The following is a 19050-nucleotide window of genomic DNA, read 5'->3' on the forward strand; positions in this document are numbered from 1 at the left end:
AATTCCTCCTCAAGGTTATCATCTATATTTCTCTCACGACAATGCGTGAGCCTTCCGCTTTCACTACTTTCACCTGTCTGTCTTTTTCAGTGAATGATCCTTCCGAGACGACATCCAGACGTTCATCATCAATAATGACGGTGCCTGACGGTCTGAGGGCTGTAGCGGTAATGCCGACTTTCCCCAACAGCTCCGTCCGGTTCTGATTTGAAACATAACCGCTCTCCGTGTTTGTTGAATCAGTTAATATTAATTTTTTAAAGAATTTCATTCGTTTCCCCAACACCCTTGTTAATATGATAAAGGCTGTAATAGACACAGCAATGGCGATCAAGAGAGAAACCGCCATTACGGTAAAGCTGCCCGCAGCGAGAAAGAGGCTCGCGATGACGCCTGCAATACCGATAAGACCGATTATGCCTCCGGGCAGAAATATCTCTAAAAGGATAAAAACCAAGCCCGCGCAAAATAAGAATACGCTGTCATAGCCGGCGAATCCGGCAGCGATATGCCCGGTGAAAAACAGCAGCATGGCCGTCAGTCCGACGGCACCCGGTATTCCGAGGCCCGGCGAGAACAATTCAATGGTCAAACCAAGCAAAGCAAGCGTTAATAAGACGGGGACAACAAACGGATTTGTCAGCCATCTGCCCAATTTGCCGACAAAACCTTCTTTTGCATGGTGAACATCCGCTTTGTCAAAACCGAGCTTTGTATATAAAGCATCAAGGTTTGAAACCGTGCCCTCCGAATATCCGACTTCCTTGGCTTTTTCAGCTGTCAGTGTCAGCAGTTTTCCCTTTGGGGCGCCCGCTTCCTTTGCATTGATGGCGGGATCTGCCATGGCAAGGGCGTATTTCGGATTTCGGTTGTTTTTAACCGCTGCGTCCTCCATTTCTGCATGCCACAGTGATTGAGCCTTTTTGTCCGCCGCGTTTCCTTTTCCGTCGATGATGGCTGCGGCACCCATTTTTCCTCCCGGCGCCATATAGATTTCATCTGCCTGAAGCGCTATATACGCTCCGGCAGAAAGCGCCCGTTTATTAACGTAAGCGGTAACAGGCACATCCGCGCGGCCGATGATATCCGCAATATCCAAGGCTGATTGAACGGCGCCTCCCGGTGTATTGATGTCAAGAATAATGTGTGACGCGCCGGACTCCTTCGCTTCTTTGAAAGAACGCGATAAAAACGAGGCGAGCCCCTGTTCGACATTTTTCTCAACCGGGATGACATAAACCGATGGGTGATCAGCTTTCGCGTTCAATTGAACCCCTAATAAAGATAATACAAATAAGCCCAATAGAGCAACAGCAATTCCGTTTTTTTTTCGGAACAAGGCAAATATACCCTCCTTCCCGTTTCGTTCTTCTTTATATACGTAACAAATGTACTTTAGTTTCATTTTTTTATGTATAAAAAAAGACATCTCTCTAAGAAAGATGTCTTTTTTCTTGTCAATTAAGATAATTGACTGCTGACAAGTCTGTTAATTACACTGCCGTCAGCTTTACCTTTTACTTTAGGCATAATAGCACTCATCACTTTGCCCATGTCCGCTTTGGAGCTCGCACCGACTTCAGCGATGGTTTCATTTACAATTGTCTGCAGCTCTTCTTCAGAAAGCTGCTTCGGTAAATAAATTTCTAAAATGTCCAGCTCTTTTTGAACTTTATCTACTAAATCTAAACGATCAGCGTTTGAAAATTCATGGAGGGAGTCTTTACGTTGCTTAAGTTCACGAGATAGGACAGTAAGTTCCTCATCCTCGGTCAAACTGTCTTTCTTAAGCTTAATTGCTTCGTTTTGAAGTGAAGCTTTCACCATTCGAACGACAGTCAGTTTGTCTTTCTCACGGCTTTTCATATACAGCTTCATATCTTGGTTAAGTCGCTCAAGAAGACTCATAAATCCACCCTCTTTTAGAATTTGCGTTTTCTAGCAGCTTCTGACTTTTTCTTGCGCTTTACGCTAGGTTTTTCATAAAATTCGCGCTTTCTTGCTTCTTGCAAAGTACCTGTCTTTGATACACTGCGTTTGAAGCGACGAAGAGCATCTTCAAGCGATTCGTTTTTTCTAACGACCGTTTTTGACATTCTCTTTCCCTCCCTCCGAATACACCAATCGACTACCTTTAAAAAGATACATATATAAACATGTACTTTGACATTATAATATAAGCCATCAGTCAGGTCAACTAAGCGAGCTCACTTTTCCGTCATGAATAAGGCTGCTTGTCTATATAATGATGGAAAGGGGTGTTTCGTTTGATAATACTGATTCTCTTTACCGCACTTATCCTGGTTTTTTTACTCGGAATGAGCCTGCTCAGGCAGGGCCTGATCGCATTAACGTATTCAAAAATTGAGAAAAGCCTGCTCTTATTTACCGACCACCCTTTGAAAGCTTTTCTCATAAGCATCGTATTCACCGGTTTTCTTCAGAGCAGCTCAGCCTTCATGGTCATTGTCATCGGCTTTGTCAGCGCAGGCGCTTTATCTTTTAAACGGACCATTCCGATGATTCTCGGCACGAATGTCGGCTCCACGTTTACGACGGAGTTTTTAGCCATAAAGATGGATGTGCTCATTTGGGTGCTTTTTATCGGAGGCCTTGTGTTTACCCTCATCCGTAAATATCCGTTCAGGCAGATCGGTATAAGCTTCCTCGGTCTCGGCATCATCTTTTTTTGCATCACATGCTTCAGCCGGCTTGCCGTTCCGCTGACAGAAATGAAGGCGGGGGCGGAGGTTTTGCGCCATGTGAATGATTCGAGCTGGTCCGCTCTTTTTATCGGCATGATATTGACGGCAATCATTCATTCAAGCTCCGTCTGCATCGGCATTTTGATGAGTTTTATGAACGAAGGGGTGATCGGCATTGAACAAGCGGTCAGCGTCGTTCTGGGATCTAATATCGGGACATGCGTCACGGCCGTCATGGCTGCTGTTTCAGGCGGTTATGCCGCCAGACAGACCGCCGGTGCTCACGTAGTGTTTAATATTCTCGGTGTGCTGCTCGTCTTTCCCTTCCTGTCCGCATCAGCAGGTATTACGGAGCGCCTGTCTGATGATCCCGCGCAGATGATTGCGCATTTCAGCCTGTTATTTAACGTAGTCACCGCCTTATTGTTTCTGCCGTTCACACATTTGTTTTACCGGCTGATTGACAGGCTGATTCCTCCGAAACCGTAAAAAAACCGATGCGGGAAGGCACCGGTTTTTTTATCTGTTATGAAGACATGCGCATGTTCCGGGTCATTTCATCCTCAACGACGCGGACGAATTGTCCTTCGTTATACGGATAGCCCGCTTTTTGAATTTTGACTTTGACAAGTTTGCCGATTACATCTTCCGTGCCTTTGAAGACGACTTTCATGTAATTGTCCGTATAGCCGACGAACATGCCGGCCTCATCAGACTCTTTAAACGCCTCTTCCGGAATGATTTCCAGAACCTCTCCTTCATAATCGGAGGCGTATTCTTTGGCAAGCTGGTCAGACAGCGCAATCAGCTTATGCACCCGTTCGTTTTTCACGTTCTCGTCAACCTGGTCTTCCATTCTGGCCGCAGGTGTTCCGGTGCGTTTGCTGTAAGGGAATACGTGAAGCTCTGAAAACTTATGTTCTTTAATGAACCGGTATGTTTCCATAAATTCTTCTTCCGTTTCACCCGGGAAACCGACGATGACATCAGATGTGACGGCAAGACCCGGCAGCGCTTCTTTCAGCTTATTTAAACGGTCCGCGAAAAATTCCATCGTATATTTGCGTCTCATCCGTTTCAGAACGGTGTTTGATCCTGACTGAATCGGGATATGAAGGTGGCGGACGATTTTATCAGACGCATCCAGCACTTCAATCACTTCATCAGTGATTTGGCTTGCTTCAATAGATGAAATTCTGATCCGCTTCAGTCCTTCTACACGTGTATCAAGCTCGCGGAGAAGCTTGGCGAAATTATAATCTTTCATATCTTCGCCGTAGCCGCCCGTATGAATCCCCGTCAGGACGATTTCTTTATAGCCGGCATCCACCAGCTGCTGCGCCTGTTTAATGACTTCTTCCGGATCGCGGGAACGAAGCAGGCCGCGCGCCCAAGGGATAATGCAGAACGTACAGAAGTTGTTGCAGCCCTCTTGGATTTTTAACGACGCTCTTGTGCGGTCAGTAAAAGCGGGAACATCCAGCTCTTCAAACACGCGTGCTTTCATAATATTGCCGACGCCGTTGATCGGCTGACGCTCTTCCCTGTACTGCTCAATGTAACCGAGCATTTTTTCACGATCCTGCGTGCCGACGACGATGTCAACACCCGGGATGGCCATAATTTCTGCCGGAGAGGTTTGCGCATAGCACCCTGTTACGCAGATGACGCCGTCAGGATTTTGGCGGATCGCCCGTCTGATGACTTGACGGCTTTTTTTATCTCCCGTGTTTGTTACCGTACATGTATTAATGACATATACATCTGCTGTCTGTTCGAATTCTTTTCGTTCATAACCCGCATCTTTAAACAGCTGCCAGATTGCTTCTGTTTCATAATGATTGACCTTGCAGCCAAGGGTATGAAAAGCAACAGTTGCCATTACTGATCACCTCTTAATAACTCTGTATGATAGGAAACTGCGCTTAACGCGTAAAGAGGCGCAGTTTCAGTCCGTAAAATTCTCGGTCCGAGGCCGCATAAGACGGCGCCTTTTTCTGAAAGCTGATGAACTTCAGACTCAGTCAGACCGCCTTCAGGGCCGAATACGATTAAAAGAGACGAACCTTGCGGAAGGCTTTTAAGCTCCGCGGCGAAAGCGCCCGTTTCTCCCTGCTTTGATGACTCCTCGTATGCAACGACACATTTATCGACATTCTCCGCCATTTCAAGCAGCTGCCGGAACGTATGAACGGTTTTCACTTCGGGAATTTCATTGCGGTACGATTGCTCCGCCGCTTCCTTCGCGATTTTCGCCCATCTCTCCCGCTTTTTCTTTGCCTTTTTGTCGTCTAGCTTAACGACGGATCTGGCGCCCTGAAAGGGGATGAACATACTAGCCCCCAGCTCGGTCCCTTTTTGGATAATCCATTCAAGCTTATCGCCTTTCGGAAGGCCGCTGGCAATCCTGATTTTTAACGGCAGTTCACGGTTTTCACCCGTCCATTCAGCAATGCTGCATGATATATGATCTTTAGAAACCGCTTTGAGCAGGCATAACGCTTCATGGCCGTCTTTCGAACAGCAGATTATCCGGTCTCCCGCACTCATTCTCATGACGTTCGCTATATGGTGGACGTCTTCCCCCGTAATTTGAAAATCGGGAGTTTCGTCCATCTCCTGCTTCGTGAGCTCGATAAAATATCGTTGCATACGCTGTGACACCTACTAACTGTTATTTTTTCGCGATGATGCTGACCCAATCTTCCATAGACAGAATTTCTGTGATGGTAAAGCCGGCTTTTTCCAACGCTTCTTTTACTTCCTGTTTTTTCTGGCCGATAATGCCTGAAGTAATAAAATGGCCTCCGTCTTTGAGCAGGTCGTACGCCTGTGATGTAAAGCGGAGAATCACTTCCGCCAGAATATTTGCGACAATGACATCATGTTCGCCCGTGATGCCGTCTAACAAATTGTTCTGCTTCACTTCGGCCGTATCACTCACTTTGTTCAATTTTAGATTCAGACGCGCGCTTTCAACAGCGACCGGATCAAGGTCATACGCATGAACCGATTCGGCCTCAAGCATGGCGGCCGCGATGCTTAAAATTCCTGAACCGGTGCCGACATCAATGACACGATCGCCTTTTTGAACGATACGCTCAAGCGCCTGAATGCACAGAACGGTTGTCGGATGCGTTCCCGTACCGAATGCCATGCCCGGATCCATTTCGATAATCAGTTCATCGGTATTCACGGGTGTGTACGTTTCCCATGTGGGTACGATCGTGAATTTTTCAGAAATTTTCACCGGATGATAATACTTTTTCCAAGCTGTCGCCCATTCTTCTTCATTAACTTCAGAAATGGTGATTGTGTTTCTGCCTAAATCAATGTCGTACAAAAGCAGATTATTAATCGTCTCTTTAATGCCGTCCACCGTTTCGCCGAGGAAACTGTTAATCGGCAGATACGCTTTGACAATGACACCCTCATCGGGGTAATCATTGGGGTCGAGCTGGTAGATTTCCCCGTAAACATTCTCACGCTCTTTCATTAAATCAAGCGGATCTTCGATGACAACCCCGCTCGCACCAGCTTCATGCAAAATATTTGAGATGGGTTCGACCGCTTCATGTGTTGTGTGAATGCTGATTTCGGACCATTTCAAAACTACCAACTCCTATCCAATCATTACTCGCCTTTAAATGCGCGTTTTACTTTGTCAAAGAAACTCATTTCTTGTTCATCCGGCAGGTTTCCGCTGACTTCAGCGAACTCGCGGATGATGTCTTTTTGTTTGTCTGTCAGATTCGTCGGTGTGACGACGCGGACGACAATGTGCTGGTCGCCTTGTCCGTAGCCCCGGACGTTCTGAACGCCTTTGCCTCTTAATCTGAATTTCGTGCCGGTTTGTGTGCCGGCAGGTATTTTCAATTTCACTTTTCCGTGAAGCGTCGGCACTTCCACTTCGTCTCCGAGTGCCGCTTGGGCAAACGTTAACGGCATTTCGCAATAAATATCGTCTCCGTCGCGTTCAAAGAACTCGTGGGCGCGCACATGGAATACGACAAACAGATCTCCCGCAGGCCCTCCGTTTACGCCAGGTTCACCTTGACCCGGAACGCGCAGCTGCTGTCCGTCATCCACACCGGCAGGAATCGTGACATTGATTTTTTTCCGTTTTTTCACTTTGCCCGTGCCGCCGCAGTCAGAACACTTGTTTTTGATGATTTTTCCTGTTCCTTCACAGTGGTGGCAGACTCTTCGGTTAACCACTTTGCCAAACGGCGTGTTCTGTTCGACGTTCAGCTGGCCTGAACCTCCGCAGTGCGAGCACGTATCCGGCTTTGTTCCCGGCTTTGCGCCCGATCCTTTACATGTTTCGCAATTCTCTTCGCGCGGAATTTCAATGATCGTTTCTTTTCCGAAAGCCGCGTCTTCAAATGACAGGGTCATTGTATACTGCAGATCCGCGCCTTGCCGCGGCGCATTCGGGTCACGGCGTCTCGTGCCGCCTCCGAAGATGCTTGAGAATATGTCATCGAAACCGAAGCCGCCGAAGTCTCCGCCGCCTCCGAAACCGCCGCCGAATCCCTGGTTAGGGTCTGTATGGCCGAATTGGTCATATTGAGCGCGTTTTTGGTCGTCTGAGAGCGCTTCGTACGCTTCTTTTACCTCTTTGAATTTTTCATCTGCTCCGGATTCTTTATTGATATCAGGATGATATTTTTTTGAAAGCTTCCGATAGGCTTTTTTGATTTCATCCTTTGAAGCGCTCTTACTTACCCCAAGCACTTCATAGTAATCACGCTTACTCATCTCGCTTCACTCTCCCGAATTTCTCACATAAATTAGATTGTATCATTTTGAATTATGTTTTTTCAATTCCTTTTATCCCGGGCAAGAAAAAAAGTCAAAGCCAAGAGATGCCTGACTTTGACTTTCTGTCTGTTGAATCAGAATATGCTGTGTGTTCTTCCGCCTATAGCCATGCGGGAAAGAACTTATTTTTTCGTTTCGTCGTCTTTTACTTCTTCGTATTCCGCATCGACAACGTTGTCGTCCGCTTTTTTGCCTTCAGCGTTTGCTGCGCCTTCAGCCTGCTGCGCTTTTGCCGCTTCTTCATAAAGCTTCATAGAAAGCTCTTGAACGATTGTTTGAAGCTCATCTTTTTTCGCTTTGATGTCTTCAATTTCGTTTTTCTCGATAGCGGCTTTCAGCGCGTCTTTCGCGTCGTTTGCTTTTTTCACTTGCTCTTCGTCCACTTTGCCTTCCAGATCTTTTAATGTTTTTTCCGTTTGGAACACAAGCTGGTCAGCTTCGTTGCGGACTTCGATTTCTTCTTTTCTCTTCGCATCAGCGTCAGCGTTTTCTTCCGCTTCTTTTACCATGCGTTCGATCTCATCATCAGAAAGACCTGAAGAAGATTTGATTGTAATGTTTTGTTCTTTTCCTGTGCCTAAGTCTTTCGCTCTTACGTTTACGATACCGTTTTTGTCAATATCGAAAGAAACTTCGATTTGCGGTACGCCGCGCGGTGCAGGCGGGATATCAGTAAGCTGGAAGCGGCCGAGCGTTTTGTTGTCCGCAGACATCGGGCGCTCACCTTGAAGCACGTGAATGTCAACAGCCGTTTGGTTGTCAGCTGCAGTTGAGAATACTTGAGACTTGCTCGTCGGAATTGTCGTGTTGCGGTCGATCAGTTTCGTGAACACGCCGCCCATTGTTTCAATACCGAGAGAAAGCGGTGTAACGTCAAGAAGAACAACGTCTTTTACGTCTCCCGTGATGACGCCGCCTTGAATCGCTGCACCCAGCGCTACAACTTCATCAGGGTTTACGCCTTTATGCGCTTCTTTACCCGTTTCTTTTTTGATTGCTTCCTGTACGGCAGGTATACGTGTTGATCCGCCGACAAGGATAACTTTGTCGATTTCGCTCGCAGAAAGATCCGCATCTTGAAGAGCCTGACGGACAGGAGCCATTGTGCGCTCAACAAGGTGAGCGGAAAGCTCTTCGAATTTAGCGCGGGTCAGTGTCAGCTCAAGGTGAAGAGGACCTGCTTCTCCCGCTGTGATAAACGGTAAAGAAATTTGTGTAGATGATACGCCGGAAAGATCTTTTTTCGCTTTCTCAGCCGCATCTTTCAAACGCTGAAGCGCCATTTTGTCTTTTGAAAGATCAATGCCGTTTTCTTTTTTGAATTCTGCTACGAGATGATCGATGATGACTTGGTCAAAGTCGTCCCCGCCAAGACGGTTGTCACCGGCAGTTGAACGGACTTCAAACACGCCGTCGCCAAGTTCAAGAACAGATACGTCAAACGTACCGCCGCCAAGGTCGTAAACAAGAATCGTTTGGTCTTCGTCTGTTTTATCAAGTCCGTATGCAAGCGCTGCTGCAGTCGGTTCGTTGATAATACGCTCTACTTCAAGACCGGCGATTTTACCGGCATCTTTTGTCGCTTGGCGCTCTGCATCGTTGAAGTATGCAGGAACCGTGATAACGGCTTTTGAAACTGTTTCGCCGAGGTAGCTTTCAGCGTATGCTTTCAGATGCTGAAGGATAATAGCTGACACTTCTTGAGGCGTGTAGTCTTTTCCTTCGATTTCCACTTTATAGTCAGTACCCATATGGCGTTTGACAGACATGATTGTGTTAGGATTTGTGATTGATTGGCGTTTCGCCACTTCCCCTACTTGGCGCTCGCCGTTTTTAAATGCAACGACTGACGGAGTCGTACGGTTTCCTTCAGCGTTGGCGATAACTGTAGGCTCTCCGCCTTCAAGCACTGCCACACATGAGTTTGTCGTACCCAAGTCAATTCCGATTACTTTACTCACTTTGAATTACCTCCTGCTATGTAGTTATTGATTCACTTTTACCATTGAAGGACGGATGACGCGATCCTTCAGTTTGTAGCCTTTTTGCAGTTCTTCGATAACAATATTGCTGCCGAAGTTTTCATCCTCCACCTGCATGACGGCTTGGTGAAGGTTCGGATCAAATTCCTGACCGACAGCTTCGATGGCTTCAACACCTTCTTTTTCAAGTGCGTCCATCAGCTGGCGGCGGACCATTTCCATACCTTGCAGCAAGCTTTTTGTCTGCTCGCTTTCAGCTTCTACCTGTAACGCCCGTTCAAAGTTGTCGAGAGCCGGAAGGATTTCCGTTACGACGTTTTGAGAACGGTATTTCTGAGCAGCTTCCATTTCAAGGCGGCTGCGTCGTTTATAGTTTTCAAAGTCTGCTTGAACACGCAAAAGCTTGTTTTCTTTTTCATCAAGCAAACCCTGCAATTCATCAATTTGGTGCTGAAGGGCTTCTTCCTGACCTGCCGTTTCTTCATGCTGCTCTTGTGAAGCCGCTTGTTCTGCCTGTTCTGTCACTTCTTCTTGTTCTGCTGCTTCGACCTGTTCTGCGGTTTGTTTTTCTTCTGACATTGTGTTCACCTCCCTCAAATGCTGTAAAAAGATGACTGAAAATGATTGCCAAAATTCCCTTATTCATCATACAAACTTGTGAATGCTTTTGACAAGTCCGAAGTCACGTGCTGCAGCAGGCTGACGACTCTTGAATAATTCATGCGCGTCGGCCCGATAATCGCGATTGATCCGATCTGCTTCGTATCAACTGTATAGGTGGCCGTGATTAAGCTGCAGTTTTCCATTTCTTCGTAGTCGTTTTCTTTCCCGATTTTGATTGAAATCCCGGCTTTTGATGACTGAAACAGCTTCAGAACATCCTGCTCTTTTTCAATTAAAGATAAGAGCGAGCGGACCCTTTCAATATCGTGAAACTCCGGCTGATTCAGCATGTTGATCTTTCCGCCGAAAAACAATTTCTCAACGTGGGCCGCCGGATGGAATGTGGAGCGGAGCGATTCAAGTATGCTGTCATAGTTGGCGATATGCTGCCTTAAATATGTGACAACCTCTTTGAAAATGCGCTCATTCAGTTCGTCCATCGGCACGCCCGCTAATCGATCGTTTAATATATTGACCAGTTTTTCAATATCGGCCAAATCCACTTTAGCCGGGAAATTGATGGTGCGGTTTTCGACATGCCCCGTGTTCGTGACGAGGATGGCGACCGCCTTATCCGGCTGGATCGGAACGATTTGAATCTGTTTAAGATAGTTCTCGCTCAGCGTCGGCCCGAGGACAATCGATGTGTAGTTTGTCAGGTCGGACAGGATTTGCGCTGATTTTTGGACTGTTTTTTCCAGCTCGAAGATTTTTTCTTTAAATATCGAGTGAATTAAATCCAGATCGGTTTTTGTCAGCTTGACGGGTGACAGCAAATGATCGACATAATACCTGTACCCTTTTTCCGACGGAATCCGTCCTGAGGATGAATGGGTTTTTTCAATAAAGCCCAATTCCTCCAAGTCAGCCATCTCGTTTCTGATCGTTGCAGAGCTGAATGTAATCTCGTCTTTTTTTGAAAGAGTTCTTGATCCTACAGGCTGCGCTGATTGTATAAAATCATTAATAATCACTTGCAGGATCAACAGCTGACGATTTGTTAACATCATCATCACCCCTGTTAGCACTCAAGGTCAGCGAGTGCTAATTCTATATCAAAAGTAACAAACCAAAAGAAAAATGTCAATTATAACTCACCCAAAAAAGCGCCAAAAACCTCATTTCCTAATAATTTGCCCTCATGCGTTAATGCAACCGATTCTTCCGTGTCACAGATCAGGCCTTTTTCGGTTAAATCTTTGAGAACATCGGGAAACAGTTCGTCGACCGAGCGTCCGAATTTATCGAGAAAAGCTTGCTTTTGTACGCCGGACATTTTTCTGAGACCGAGGAACATTTCTTCTTCAATCTGCTCCTCCCGTGTCACCTCGTGCGTGTCACGGTAAGGCAGCCCCTTTTCTTCGATGAGCTGAATGTAATGTTTCACAGGCCCGGCGTTGACGGTGCGCGTGCCGCTGATATACCCGTGAGCGCCTGCGCCAAAACCGAAATACGCTTCATTGCTCCAATACGTCAGATTATGCTGCGACTCGTATCCTGGCTTTGCAAAGTTACTGATCTCGTATTGACGGATGCCCGCTTCACTCATCTGCCTCATGACCGTTTCATACATCTCGGCCTCTTGTTCTTGCGCCGGGAGATGCAGGCGGCCTTTTTGCATTAAATTATAAAACACCGTTTTCGGCTCTACGATCAGCGAGTAAACGGAATAGTGCTCCGCATCAAGAGACAAAGCCGTTTTGACGGAATTGTCAAGATCGGCCAGCGTCTGACCCGGCAGGCCGAACATCAAATCGAGACTGATGTTGTCAAAGCCGAGAGCCCTCGCACGTTCAAAGGAAGTGAATACGTCCTTTTGTTTATGCACTCTGCCGATTTTTTGTAAAAGCTCATCTTCAAAGGTTTGAACACCGAAGCTCAGCCGGTTGACACCGGCATTTTTCATGATTTTTAATTTTTCCGGGGACAAATCATCCGGATTCGCTTCCGCGGCAAATTCTATGAGTCCGTCAGAAGGCTTCAGCACGCGGTGAATGGAATCCATCAATTTTTCCAGCTGGGCGGGTGAGAGCGATGTCGGCGTGCCTCCCCCGATAAAAATCGTGCGGAGATCAGGGCGTCCCGTCCGTTCTATTGTATTTATCATTTCCTTTTCGAGTGAGTTTAAGTACTCATCGACAGGCTGGCTCTGAATAAAATATTTATTGAAATCGCAATAGTGGCAGATATGCTCACAAAACGGAATATGAATATAAGCTGATTTCATTTTGAAACACCTTCTTCTTTACAGAAAGAAGCCGCAGCGCGGGACTGCGGCGGCTTCCGTTATTTTTTCGGGCTGTCATCCATTTTAAGAACGGCCATAAACGCCTCCTGCGGCACTTCTACCGAGCCGACCTGCTTCATCCGGCGTTTTCCTTCTTTTTGTTTTTCAAGAAGCTTCCGTTTCCGCGAGATGTCTCCTCCGTAACATTTTGCAAGGACGTTTTTCCGCATGGCCTTAATGGTTGAGCGGGCCACGATTTTCTGTCCGATCGCTGCCTGCACGGGCACTTCGAATTGCTGGCGGGGGATCAATTCTTTCAATTTTTCGACGATGACTTTCCCGCGCTCGTATGCGTAATCGCGGTGCACGATAAACGACAGCGCATCAATTTTTTCTGCATTCAGCATAATGTCCATTTTGACGAGTTTGGACGGTTTGTAGCCGATCAGCTCGTAATCGAAAGAGGCGTACCCTTTCGTGCTGGATTTCAGCTGATCAAAAAATTCATATACGATTTCCGCAAGAGGCATCTCATATACAATGCTGACCCGGTTGGCGTCTAAGTACTGCATATCGATAAAGTTGCCCCGTTTCCCCTGACAAAGCTCCATAACCGCTCCGACGTAATCGTTCGGTACCATCATCGTCGCTTTGACATAAGGTTCTTCCACCCGCTCTATTTTCTGCGGGTCAGGCATGTTTGACGGGTTATCCACGATGATCTTTTCGCCGTCCGTCATATAAACGTCATAAATAACGCTCGGCGCGGTCGTAATAAGGTCAATTTTAAATTCCCGTTCAATCCGCTCTTGAATGATTTCCATGTGAAGCATTCCTAAAAAGCCGCAGCGGAAACCGAAGCCGAGGGCTTGTGACGTCTCCGCCTCGTATTGAAGAGATGAATCGTTCAATTCAAGTTTTTCCAGAGCTTCGCGCAAATCATTATATTTGGCTGTGTCAATCGGATAAAGTCCGCAGTATACCATCGGATTGAGTTTGCGGTAGCCCGGAAGCGCTTCTGCCGCAGGCTTAACCGCGCTCGTGATCGTATCACCGACACGGGTGTCGCCGACGTTTTTGATTGCGGCTGTCAAATAGCCTACGTCACCGACTGTCAATTCGTCAGCCGGCTGCGCTTTCGGCGTGAAGACGCCGACTTCGATGACTTCAAACTCTTTTCCGGTTGCCATCATTTTAATTTTCTGGCCCGGTTTGACCGTTCCTTCTACGACTCTGATATACGCGACGACTCCGCGGTACGCGTCATAAAGCGAGTCAAAGATGAGCGCTTTCAGCGGAGCTTCCGGATCTCCCGCGGGAGCCGGCACTTTTTCTACGATCTGTTCTAAAATGTCTTCGATGCCGATGCCCGCTTTCGCTGAAGCGAGGACGGCATCTGAAGCGTCAAGGCCGATAACGTCCTCAACCTCTTGACGCACACGTTCTGGCTCTGCGCTCGGAAGATCGATTTTATTAATGACAGGAAGAATCTCAAGATCATTATCAAGCGCCAGATAGACGTTCGCCAATGTCTGCGCTTCTATTCCCTGAGCCGCATCAACAACGAGAATCGCGCCTTCACAGGCAGCCAGGCTTCGCGAAACTTCATATGTAAAGTCGACGTGTCCGGGCGTGTCGATGAGATGGAATATATATTCTTCTCCGTCTTTTGCTTTGTATTTCAGCTGAACGGAATTTAATTTGATGGTAATTCCCCGTTCGCGTTCAAGGTCCATTGAATCAAGCAATTGTTCTTTCATTTCCCGCTGGGTGATCGCCGATGTTTTTTCTAAAATCCGATCCGCCAAGGTCGATTTGCCGTGGTCTATGTGGGCGATGATGGAGAAATTCCGGATTCTTGACTGCCTCTCTAAACGCTTTTCTTTATCTGTCACAATCTATCACTCCTACTATTAAACGCAAAATACACTAGCTTAGATTATATCAATAGGATTGTAAACATTCAATTAAAACAAGAAAGAGAAAAGCTTCCTTTAAGGAATCATCCGCTTTTCTCTTCATCAATGCTAACGGTTCAGTTTCGAAACCCACTCATACATCGCCTGTGCCGAGTCCGTCACGGTATTTGAAAGGGTTTCTCCCGCTTTTGAAAACAGGTTGAAGGTTTCCGCCTGTTCCAGCTGTTTTTGTTTTTCTTCCAGATCTTTCGCCGTAACGGTTTGCCCCAAAATGGAAGCTTCTTTTTCCTGTCCTTCTCCGCCGCCGAGCGTGAATGCTCCTTTTAAGGAGGGATCTTTGTATCCTTTCATATCAAGCATTCCGCTGTTTGCCTGCTGCATGCCGAACAAAACGCCGACAAACATGACAATAGCGATCAGCAGGCATTTGCCGGTAAAACGGATCATTTGCATCACCTGATTTCTATTGTTTTTTCTTCTCTCCTGATTGCGAGCTGACCTTGTCTGCATCCCAGTACAGTTCGCTGAATACATCGGCCGCGGCATCTGATGCGCGCCTCAGTTCTTCAAGATTGTTATCCACGCCCCCGAATTCCAGCAGAAGCGACCGGTCGTTTAAATCCTGGTTGTACACTCCATTATCTCCCGGAGAGCCTTTTGATAAAACACCGACGCTTAAGCCTGGGTATTTTTTCTCCATCAGCTTATGAAGTTCACTTGCGAGTTTATAGTTTTCTTCAAAATTAGCGCTTTTTTTGCCGACGACGATGGCGACCCTGGCATAGCTTTTTCCTTTGATGTCGGCTGTCGTATTTTTCTTGCGGCGGGAATCCCGGTGAATGTCTATGGTATATTGCAGGTTTTTATTTTTGGCGAGCGCGCTTTTTACGACCGGCCTTGATTCGTCGTAGCTTCGCGCATAATTTAAGCCGTCTTTGTTCAGGCGGGCCTGAATGTCGGTTTTATCTACGGTCGCTCCTACACCTTGCGCTTCAAGCGCTTTTCCGAACATATCTCCGACAAGCGTGACATTGGCCTTCGAATGGCGGGCGTTATCCGGATTTGTTTCCCCTTTTAAGAGAGGAAGATAGGATTCGGTATTATGAGTGTGGTAAATAAAAACGACTTTTTTGCTGCCTGTTGAATGTTTCGGCGGCGCCGTTTCTTCTTTTTTCGTTTTGTTTTCGATTTCTGCCAGGTTCACTTCTTTTTCTTTTTCCATCACCTTTGACGGCGGCGGGGATTCAGCAGGCATATTCGTATAATCAGTCCCCTGCCCCGCCAGAAGGATCTCCGTATCGTATTGGGCAAATCCCGGCAGCTCACGTCCCAAGAAACTCCGCGGGTCTTCCATATTAATGCTTGTCGCCAGTTTTAAGGAAAGCCGGGACAGCTGAAAAGAGTCTTTTTCAGGAAGCTCTGAGGCGAAATAATGATTTTCCATACCGAGGAGGTGTGCAAACGCGTCACCCGGAAGTTCTCCGGCAATTCCGTGAAGAGAATCCGAAGAAAGCCTCAGTTCAGGGCGAAGCGATGTGAGCACACCCGATAATACGAAAATAACGATAAGGCTTGTCATAAACAAAAACATGCCCTTGAGCGCATTTCCACCGTTTACTGCAACGACAATTTGACGGTTTCTGCGTTTTTTTCTCATGATTTGAATCCCTCCAGCGCTTGTCTAGTAATTACTCTATGAACAAGCTAGAGGAGGTAGAACCATTTTAATGATTATAAGAGCCTTTGTTATCTTGTGACACTTTTTCATGAAGGGCGGTGTTTAACCCGTTTGCAAGCACGTTCGCCATATCATCAATAAAGGTGTCAATCTCCTTCGGTGTGACCATCAGATTATGGCCGAGCGGAGAGAGCACTTCGTGAATCAGCTGGCGTTTTTCGTTTTCGTCCAGTGTGCCGACAATACCGAGAAAGGATTGGCGTTCTTTTTCTCCGGGAAGGTCTTCGTCTGTCAGCACCTTCTTTTTGCCGAAGTTCATTCCGGCGGGCACCAGAGATCTTGACGGGCTGTCATCTTTCATCTCTCTGCCGAAATGCTTTAATATATAATCCACCGTATCGCTCGCGATCGTAACCGCATCAACGACAGTCGGTACCCCGATTGCGATGACGGGGATGCCGAGCGTTTCCTTGCTTAATTCTTTTCTTTTATTGCCGACGCCTGATCCCGGGTGAATGCCCGTATCAGAAAATTGGATGGTCGTGTTCACCCTTTCAACGGCTCTTGCCGCAAGAGCGTCTACCGCAATCACAAAATCCGGCTTTGATTCTTTGATCACACCTTGAATAATATCGCTCGTTTCAATTCCCGTTAATCCCATCACGCCGGGAGCGAGCGCGCTGACCGGCCTGTACCCTTCCTGCACGTTTTCCGGCTGAAGCCTGAACAGATGCCTTGTCACAAGAAGGTTTTCGGTCACGAGAGGGCCGAGCGCATCCGGCGTCACATTCCAGTTGCCGAGACCGACGATCAAACAGCTTGCATCCTTTGGAATCTTTAATGCCGACAGATAGGCGGAAAATTCCTCGGCAAACACTTCCGTTACTTTTTCCTGCATGTCAGAGTCGTGTTCCCGAACCCCTTGAGCCTCGATCGTGACATAGCGTCCCTGCTTTTTCCCCGATAGCTCGGCGCCTTCTTTGGTAATATCGACGGTTCTGACTTTAATGCCGCCCTTGTCGCGTTCTTTTTCAATAAACCCGTTTATTTCTTTTGTCTGACCGGCTTGTCCGTCTTTTACCGCCTGTTTCGTTTCTACCGCTAAATCCGTCCGTATCAGAAATTGATTGACATCCAGTTCGTTGTTTTTCACAGGAAAGACCTCCTTCAATCATCGTGGTACATAGTGTGGCCATTTACAAAACGAATCATGCGAATTTACCCATCAACGAAAAATACTTTACATTTATATTGCAATCTAAAGTTCTGTTTGATAGAATACAATTTGTTCTATTGTGAAGAAGATTTAACCTTAAGACACTGTGCTACAGGTTGTATCTTAGGAGGTGAAACACATGCCAAACATTAAATCAGCGATTAAACGTACAAAAACAAACAACGAACGCCGCGCTCATAACGCGACAATCAAATCTGCTATGCGTACTGCAATCAAACAAGTTGAAGCTTCTGTTGCTAACAACGAAGCGGATAAAGCGAAAACTGCTCTTTCTGAAGCAGCGAAACGCATTGATAAAGCAGTGAAAACAGGTCTTGTACACAAAAATGCCGCAGCTCGATACAAATCTAGACTTGCGAAACAAGTGAACGGACTTTCTGCATAATACAAAAACGATCCCTTTAACGGGGATCGTTTTTTTCATTCAGTCCGGAGAAGCTCAAGGAGAAAGAGCTCCAGCAAGAGCTGCTTGTCCTTTTTCCCCGTTTTCATTTCATAATCCATTACTGCGAGCCTTTCTATAATACGCCGCAGCTCTTCTTCAGAAAATAGCCTCGCCTGATCCATCGCCAGCTTTACCCGGAAGGGGTGCACCTTTAAGTTGGAAGCGATTTGCTTTTGGCCGTATCCTTGTCCCGCAAAATACTTTGTCTGCATAATCAGACGGAATTGGTTGGCGATCAGCGCCATAATTTTGATCGGTTCTTCGTTTTGTTTTAAAAGATCATAAAATATTTGAAGACTTTCCGTCCGTTTTCGGTTCACGATTTTGTTGATCAGCTCAAAAATATTCTGCTCCAAACTTCTTGCGACAAGCTCCCGGACATCTTCAAGCGTGATCTCATGTCTGTCACCGGTGTAGGCGGAGAGTTTTTGTATTTCCTGATATATGGAAGACAGATGGCCGTTTGCAAGCAGAACCAAATGCTCGGCAGCTTCTGTATCCATCGTTTTATTTTCGGATTTCGCCAGATTAATCGTAAAATCAGTCGTCTCCTTTGCATTCAGCTCCTTAGCTTCAATCATAAGGGCTTTTTGCTTCAGCGCTTTCGTCAGCTTTTTCCGTTCGTCCAGCTTTTCATACGGAGCCACAATCACAAAGACCGTATAAGGCGCAGGCTCCTTCAGGTAAGTCTCCAAAGCGCTTGTATTATGCTCTATTTTTTCTTTCTTTTTTTCCCCTGTTAAAAAAGACGGATTTTTTACGATAACCAGCCGCTTCTCTCCCATAAACGGAAACGTTTCCGCATCGGTTATGGCCTGGTCAAGCGGATCCTCTTCAAGATCAAAAACAGACAGGTTAAAATCTTTAGTCTCCTCATCAACGACAGCTTGTCTGATCCGGCTGACAGTCTCTTGGAGCAGATACGTTTCTTTTCCGTATAAGCAATAAACGGAGCGGACATCCCCTTTTTTCAGGGCTTTCCAAACATCAAATACCATGATCGTATGACTTCCTCTCTTTCTTGATCCCCTTCTATCCTAAATTGAGTTCGGCAAATAGTAAAGAGGAAGCTTTAAAAAGGACAGCTTCCTCATTTATAATAAACGCCTGATTCACAAGCTCCCGGGTCTGCTTGTAAAAAGGCGATAATCACAAGAACAGAAAACGTTACCATCACTTCTAGATTTTTCAAAACAATTCCAGTATACTTAGGGAAGTCAGGAGGGATGAAATTGAATGATTTTGAAAAAAACGTTCAAAGCAAACGAAATGATGCTGTTGACTCAGCTGTCGGTTTTGTCGTGTCCTTCGGATTTTTCGCCTTTTTGTTCGTGATGGCAACAGCCATCCATCTTATCGGCTCTTAGCCG

18 protein-coding genes and 2 pseudogenes are annotated in these 19050 nt (G+C 46.5%); 3 read left to right on the forward strand and 17 right to left on the reverse strand.

Annotation, left to right across the window (positions count from 1 at the left end; translation table 11 throughout):
* Window positions 1–22: 22 nt before the first annotated feature.
* The 3 genes from HAP68_RS12240 to rpsU all read right to left on the reverse strand — a co-directional run bounded on the left by HAP68_RS12240 (window position 23) and on the right by rpsU (window position 2096).
* Window positions 23–1339 (reverse strand): NfeD family protein, encoded by a 1317-nt coding sequence (locus HAP68_RS12240; RefSeq protein WP_024085621.1) that lies wholly within the window; start codon window positions 1337–1339, stop codon window positions 23–25.
* Window positions 1340–1461: 122 nt separating this feature from the next.
* A complete protein-coding gene (locus HAP68_RS12245; RefSeq protein WP_003152958.1) occupies window positions 1462–1908 on the reverse strand; it encodes a GatB/YqeY domain-containing protein in 447 nt (148 codons plus the stop codon).
* Between the two features lie 14 nt (window positions 1909–1922).
* Window positions 1923–2096, reverse strand: a complete 174-nt coding sequence (gene rpsU, locus HAP68_RS12250) for a 30S ribosomal protein S21 (RefSeq protein WP_003152957.1) — start codon at window positions 2094–2096, stop codon at window positions 1923–1925.
* A gap of 171 nt (window positions 2097–2267) precedes the next feature.
* On the opposite strand from rpsU, the gene HAP68_RS12255 reads away from it, so the two are divergent.
* A complete protein-coding gene (locus HAP68_RS12255) occupies window positions 2268–3194 on the forward strand; it encodes a Na/Pi symporter (protein WP_024085622.1) in 927 nt (308 codons plus the stop codon).
* Window positions 3195–3231: 37 nt separating this feature from the next.
* Here the strand turns inward: HAP68_RS12255 and mtaB are convergent, their stop codons facing one another.
* The 12 genes from mtaB to gpr all read right to left on the reverse strand — a co-directional run bounded on the left by mtaB (window position 3232) and on the right by gpr (window position 17151).
* Window positions 3232–4587, reverse strand: coding sequence for a tRNA (N(6)-L-threonylcarbamoyladenosine(37)-C(2))-methylthiotransferase MtaB (gene mtaB, locus HAP68_RS12260; RefSeq protein ID WP_003152902.1), 1356 nt, complete (start codon window positions 4585–4587; stop codon window positions 3232–3234).
* Window positions 4587–5357 carry a 16S rRNA (uracil(1498)-N(3))-methyltransferase gene (locus HAP68_RS12265; protein ID WP_003152900.1) on the reverse strand — a complete coding sequence of 257 codons (771 nt, stop codon included), beginning with the start codon at window positions 5355–5357 and terminating at the stop codon, window positions 4587–4589. Before HAP68_RS12265 ends, mtaB begins: the two co-directional genes overlap by 1 nt.
* Before the next feature lie 22 nt (window positions 5358–5379).
* Complete coding sequence (gene prmA, locus HAP68_RS12270) at window positions 5380–6315, reverse strand: 50S ribosomal protein L11 methyltransferase (RefSeq protein ID WP_003152897.1); 936 nt, start codon at window positions 6313–6315, stop codon at window positions 5380–5382.
* 23 nt (window positions 6316–6338) lie between these two features.
* Window positions 6339–7466, reverse strand: coding sequence for a molecular chaperone DnaJ (dnaJ, locus tag HAP68_RS12275; RefSeq protein ID WP_003152895.1), 1128 nt, complete (start codon window positions 7464–7466; stop codon window positions 6339–6341).
* Between the two features lie 185 nt (window positions 7467–7651).
* Window positions 7652–9490, reverse strand: a complete 1839-nt coding sequence (dnaK, locus tag HAP68_RS12280) for a molecular chaperone DnaK (protein ID WP_003152893.1) — start codon at window positions 9488–9490, stop codon at window positions 7652–7654.
* A 24-nt stretch (window positions 9491–9514) separates the two neighbouring features.
* Window positions 9515–10090: a nucleotide exchange factor GrpE gene (grpE, locus tag HAP68_RS12285; RefSeq protein ID WP_003152892.1), complete on the reverse strand. Its 576-nt coding sequence runs from the start codon at window positions 10088–10090 to the stop codon at window positions 9515–9517.
* 59 nt (window positions 10091–10149) lie between these two features.
* On the reverse strand, window positions 10150–11181 hold the full coding sequence (gene hrcA / locus HAP68_RS12290) for a heat-inducible transcriptional repressor HrcA (RefSeq protein WP_003152889.1): 1032 nt from the start codon (window positions 11179–11181) through the stop codon (window positions 10150–10152).
* A gap of 80 nt (window positions 11182–11261) precedes the next feature.
* On the reverse strand, window positions 11262–12401 hold the full coding sequence (hemW, locus tag HAP68_RS12295) for a radical SAM family heme chaperone HemW (RefSeq protein WP_003152887.1): 1140 nt from the start codon (window positions 12399–12401) through the stop codon (window positions 11262–11264).
* Between the two features lie 59 nt (window positions 12402–12460).
* Window positions 12461–14296 (reverse strand): translation elongation factor 4, encoded by a 1836-nt coding sequence (gene lepA / locus HAP68_RS12300; RefSeq protein ID WP_013352938.1) that lies wholly within the window; start codon window positions 14294–14296, stop codon window positions 12461–12463.
* 132 nt (window positions 14297–14428) lie between these two features.
* A complete protein-coding gene (locus tag HAP68_RS12305) occupies window positions 14429–14767 on the reverse strand; it encodes a YqxA family protein (protein WP_003152882.1) in 339 nt (112 codons plus the stop codon).
* A 16-nt stretch (window positions 14768–14783) separates the two neighbouring features.
* On the reverse strand, window positions 14784–15977 hold the full coding sequence (gene spoIIP / locus HAP68_RS12310) for a stage II sporulation protein P (protein ID WP_024085623.1): 1194 nt from the start codon (window positions 15975–15977) through the stop codon (window positions 14784–14786).
* Window positions 15978–16044: 67 nt separating this feature from the next.
* Window positions 16045–17151, reverse strand: a complete 1107-nt coding sequence (gpr, locus tag HAP68_RS12315; protein ID WP_003152878.1) for a GPR endopeptidase — start codon at window positions 17149–17151, stop codon at window positions 16045–16047.
* A gap of 202 nt (window positions 17152–17353) precedes the next feature.
* Here gpr and rpsT point away from each other — a divergent pair, with 202 nt between their 5' ends.
* Complete coding sequence (gene rpsT, locus HAP68_RS12320; protein ID WP_003152876.1) at window positions 17354–17620, forward strand: 30S ribosomal protein S20; 267 nt, start codon at window positions 17354–17356, stop codon at window positions 17618–17620.
* Between the two features lie 16 nt (window positions 17621–17636).
* Here the strand turns inward: rpsT and holA are convergent.
* Both holA and HAP68_RS12330 read right to left on the reverse strand, forming a co-directional pair.
* A pseudogene (gene holA / locus HAP68_RS12325) lies at window positions 17637–18678 on the reverse strand (DNA polymerase III subunit delta).
* Window positions 18679–18717: 39 nt separating this feature from the next.
* Window positions 18718–18872: pseudogene (locus HAP68_RS12330) on the reverse strand (hypothetical protein).
* A gap of 40 nt (window positions 18873–18912) precedes the next feature.
* On the opposite strand from HAP68_RS12330, the gene HAP68_RS12335 reads away from it, so the two are divergent.
* The gene (locus tag HAP68_RS12335) at window positions 18913–19047 is read left to right on the forward strand and encodes a YqzM family protein (protein WP_003152870.1); all 135 of its coding nucleotides are present in this window, start codon (window positions 18913–18915) and stop codon (window positions 19045–19047) included.
* Window positions 19048–19050 lie beyond the last annotated feature (3 nt).

Source organism: Bacillus sp. Bvel1 (genome assembly GCF_014872755.1).
Lineage (GTDB): Bacteria > Bacillota > Bacilli > Bacillales > Bacillaceae > Bacillus > Bacillus velezensis.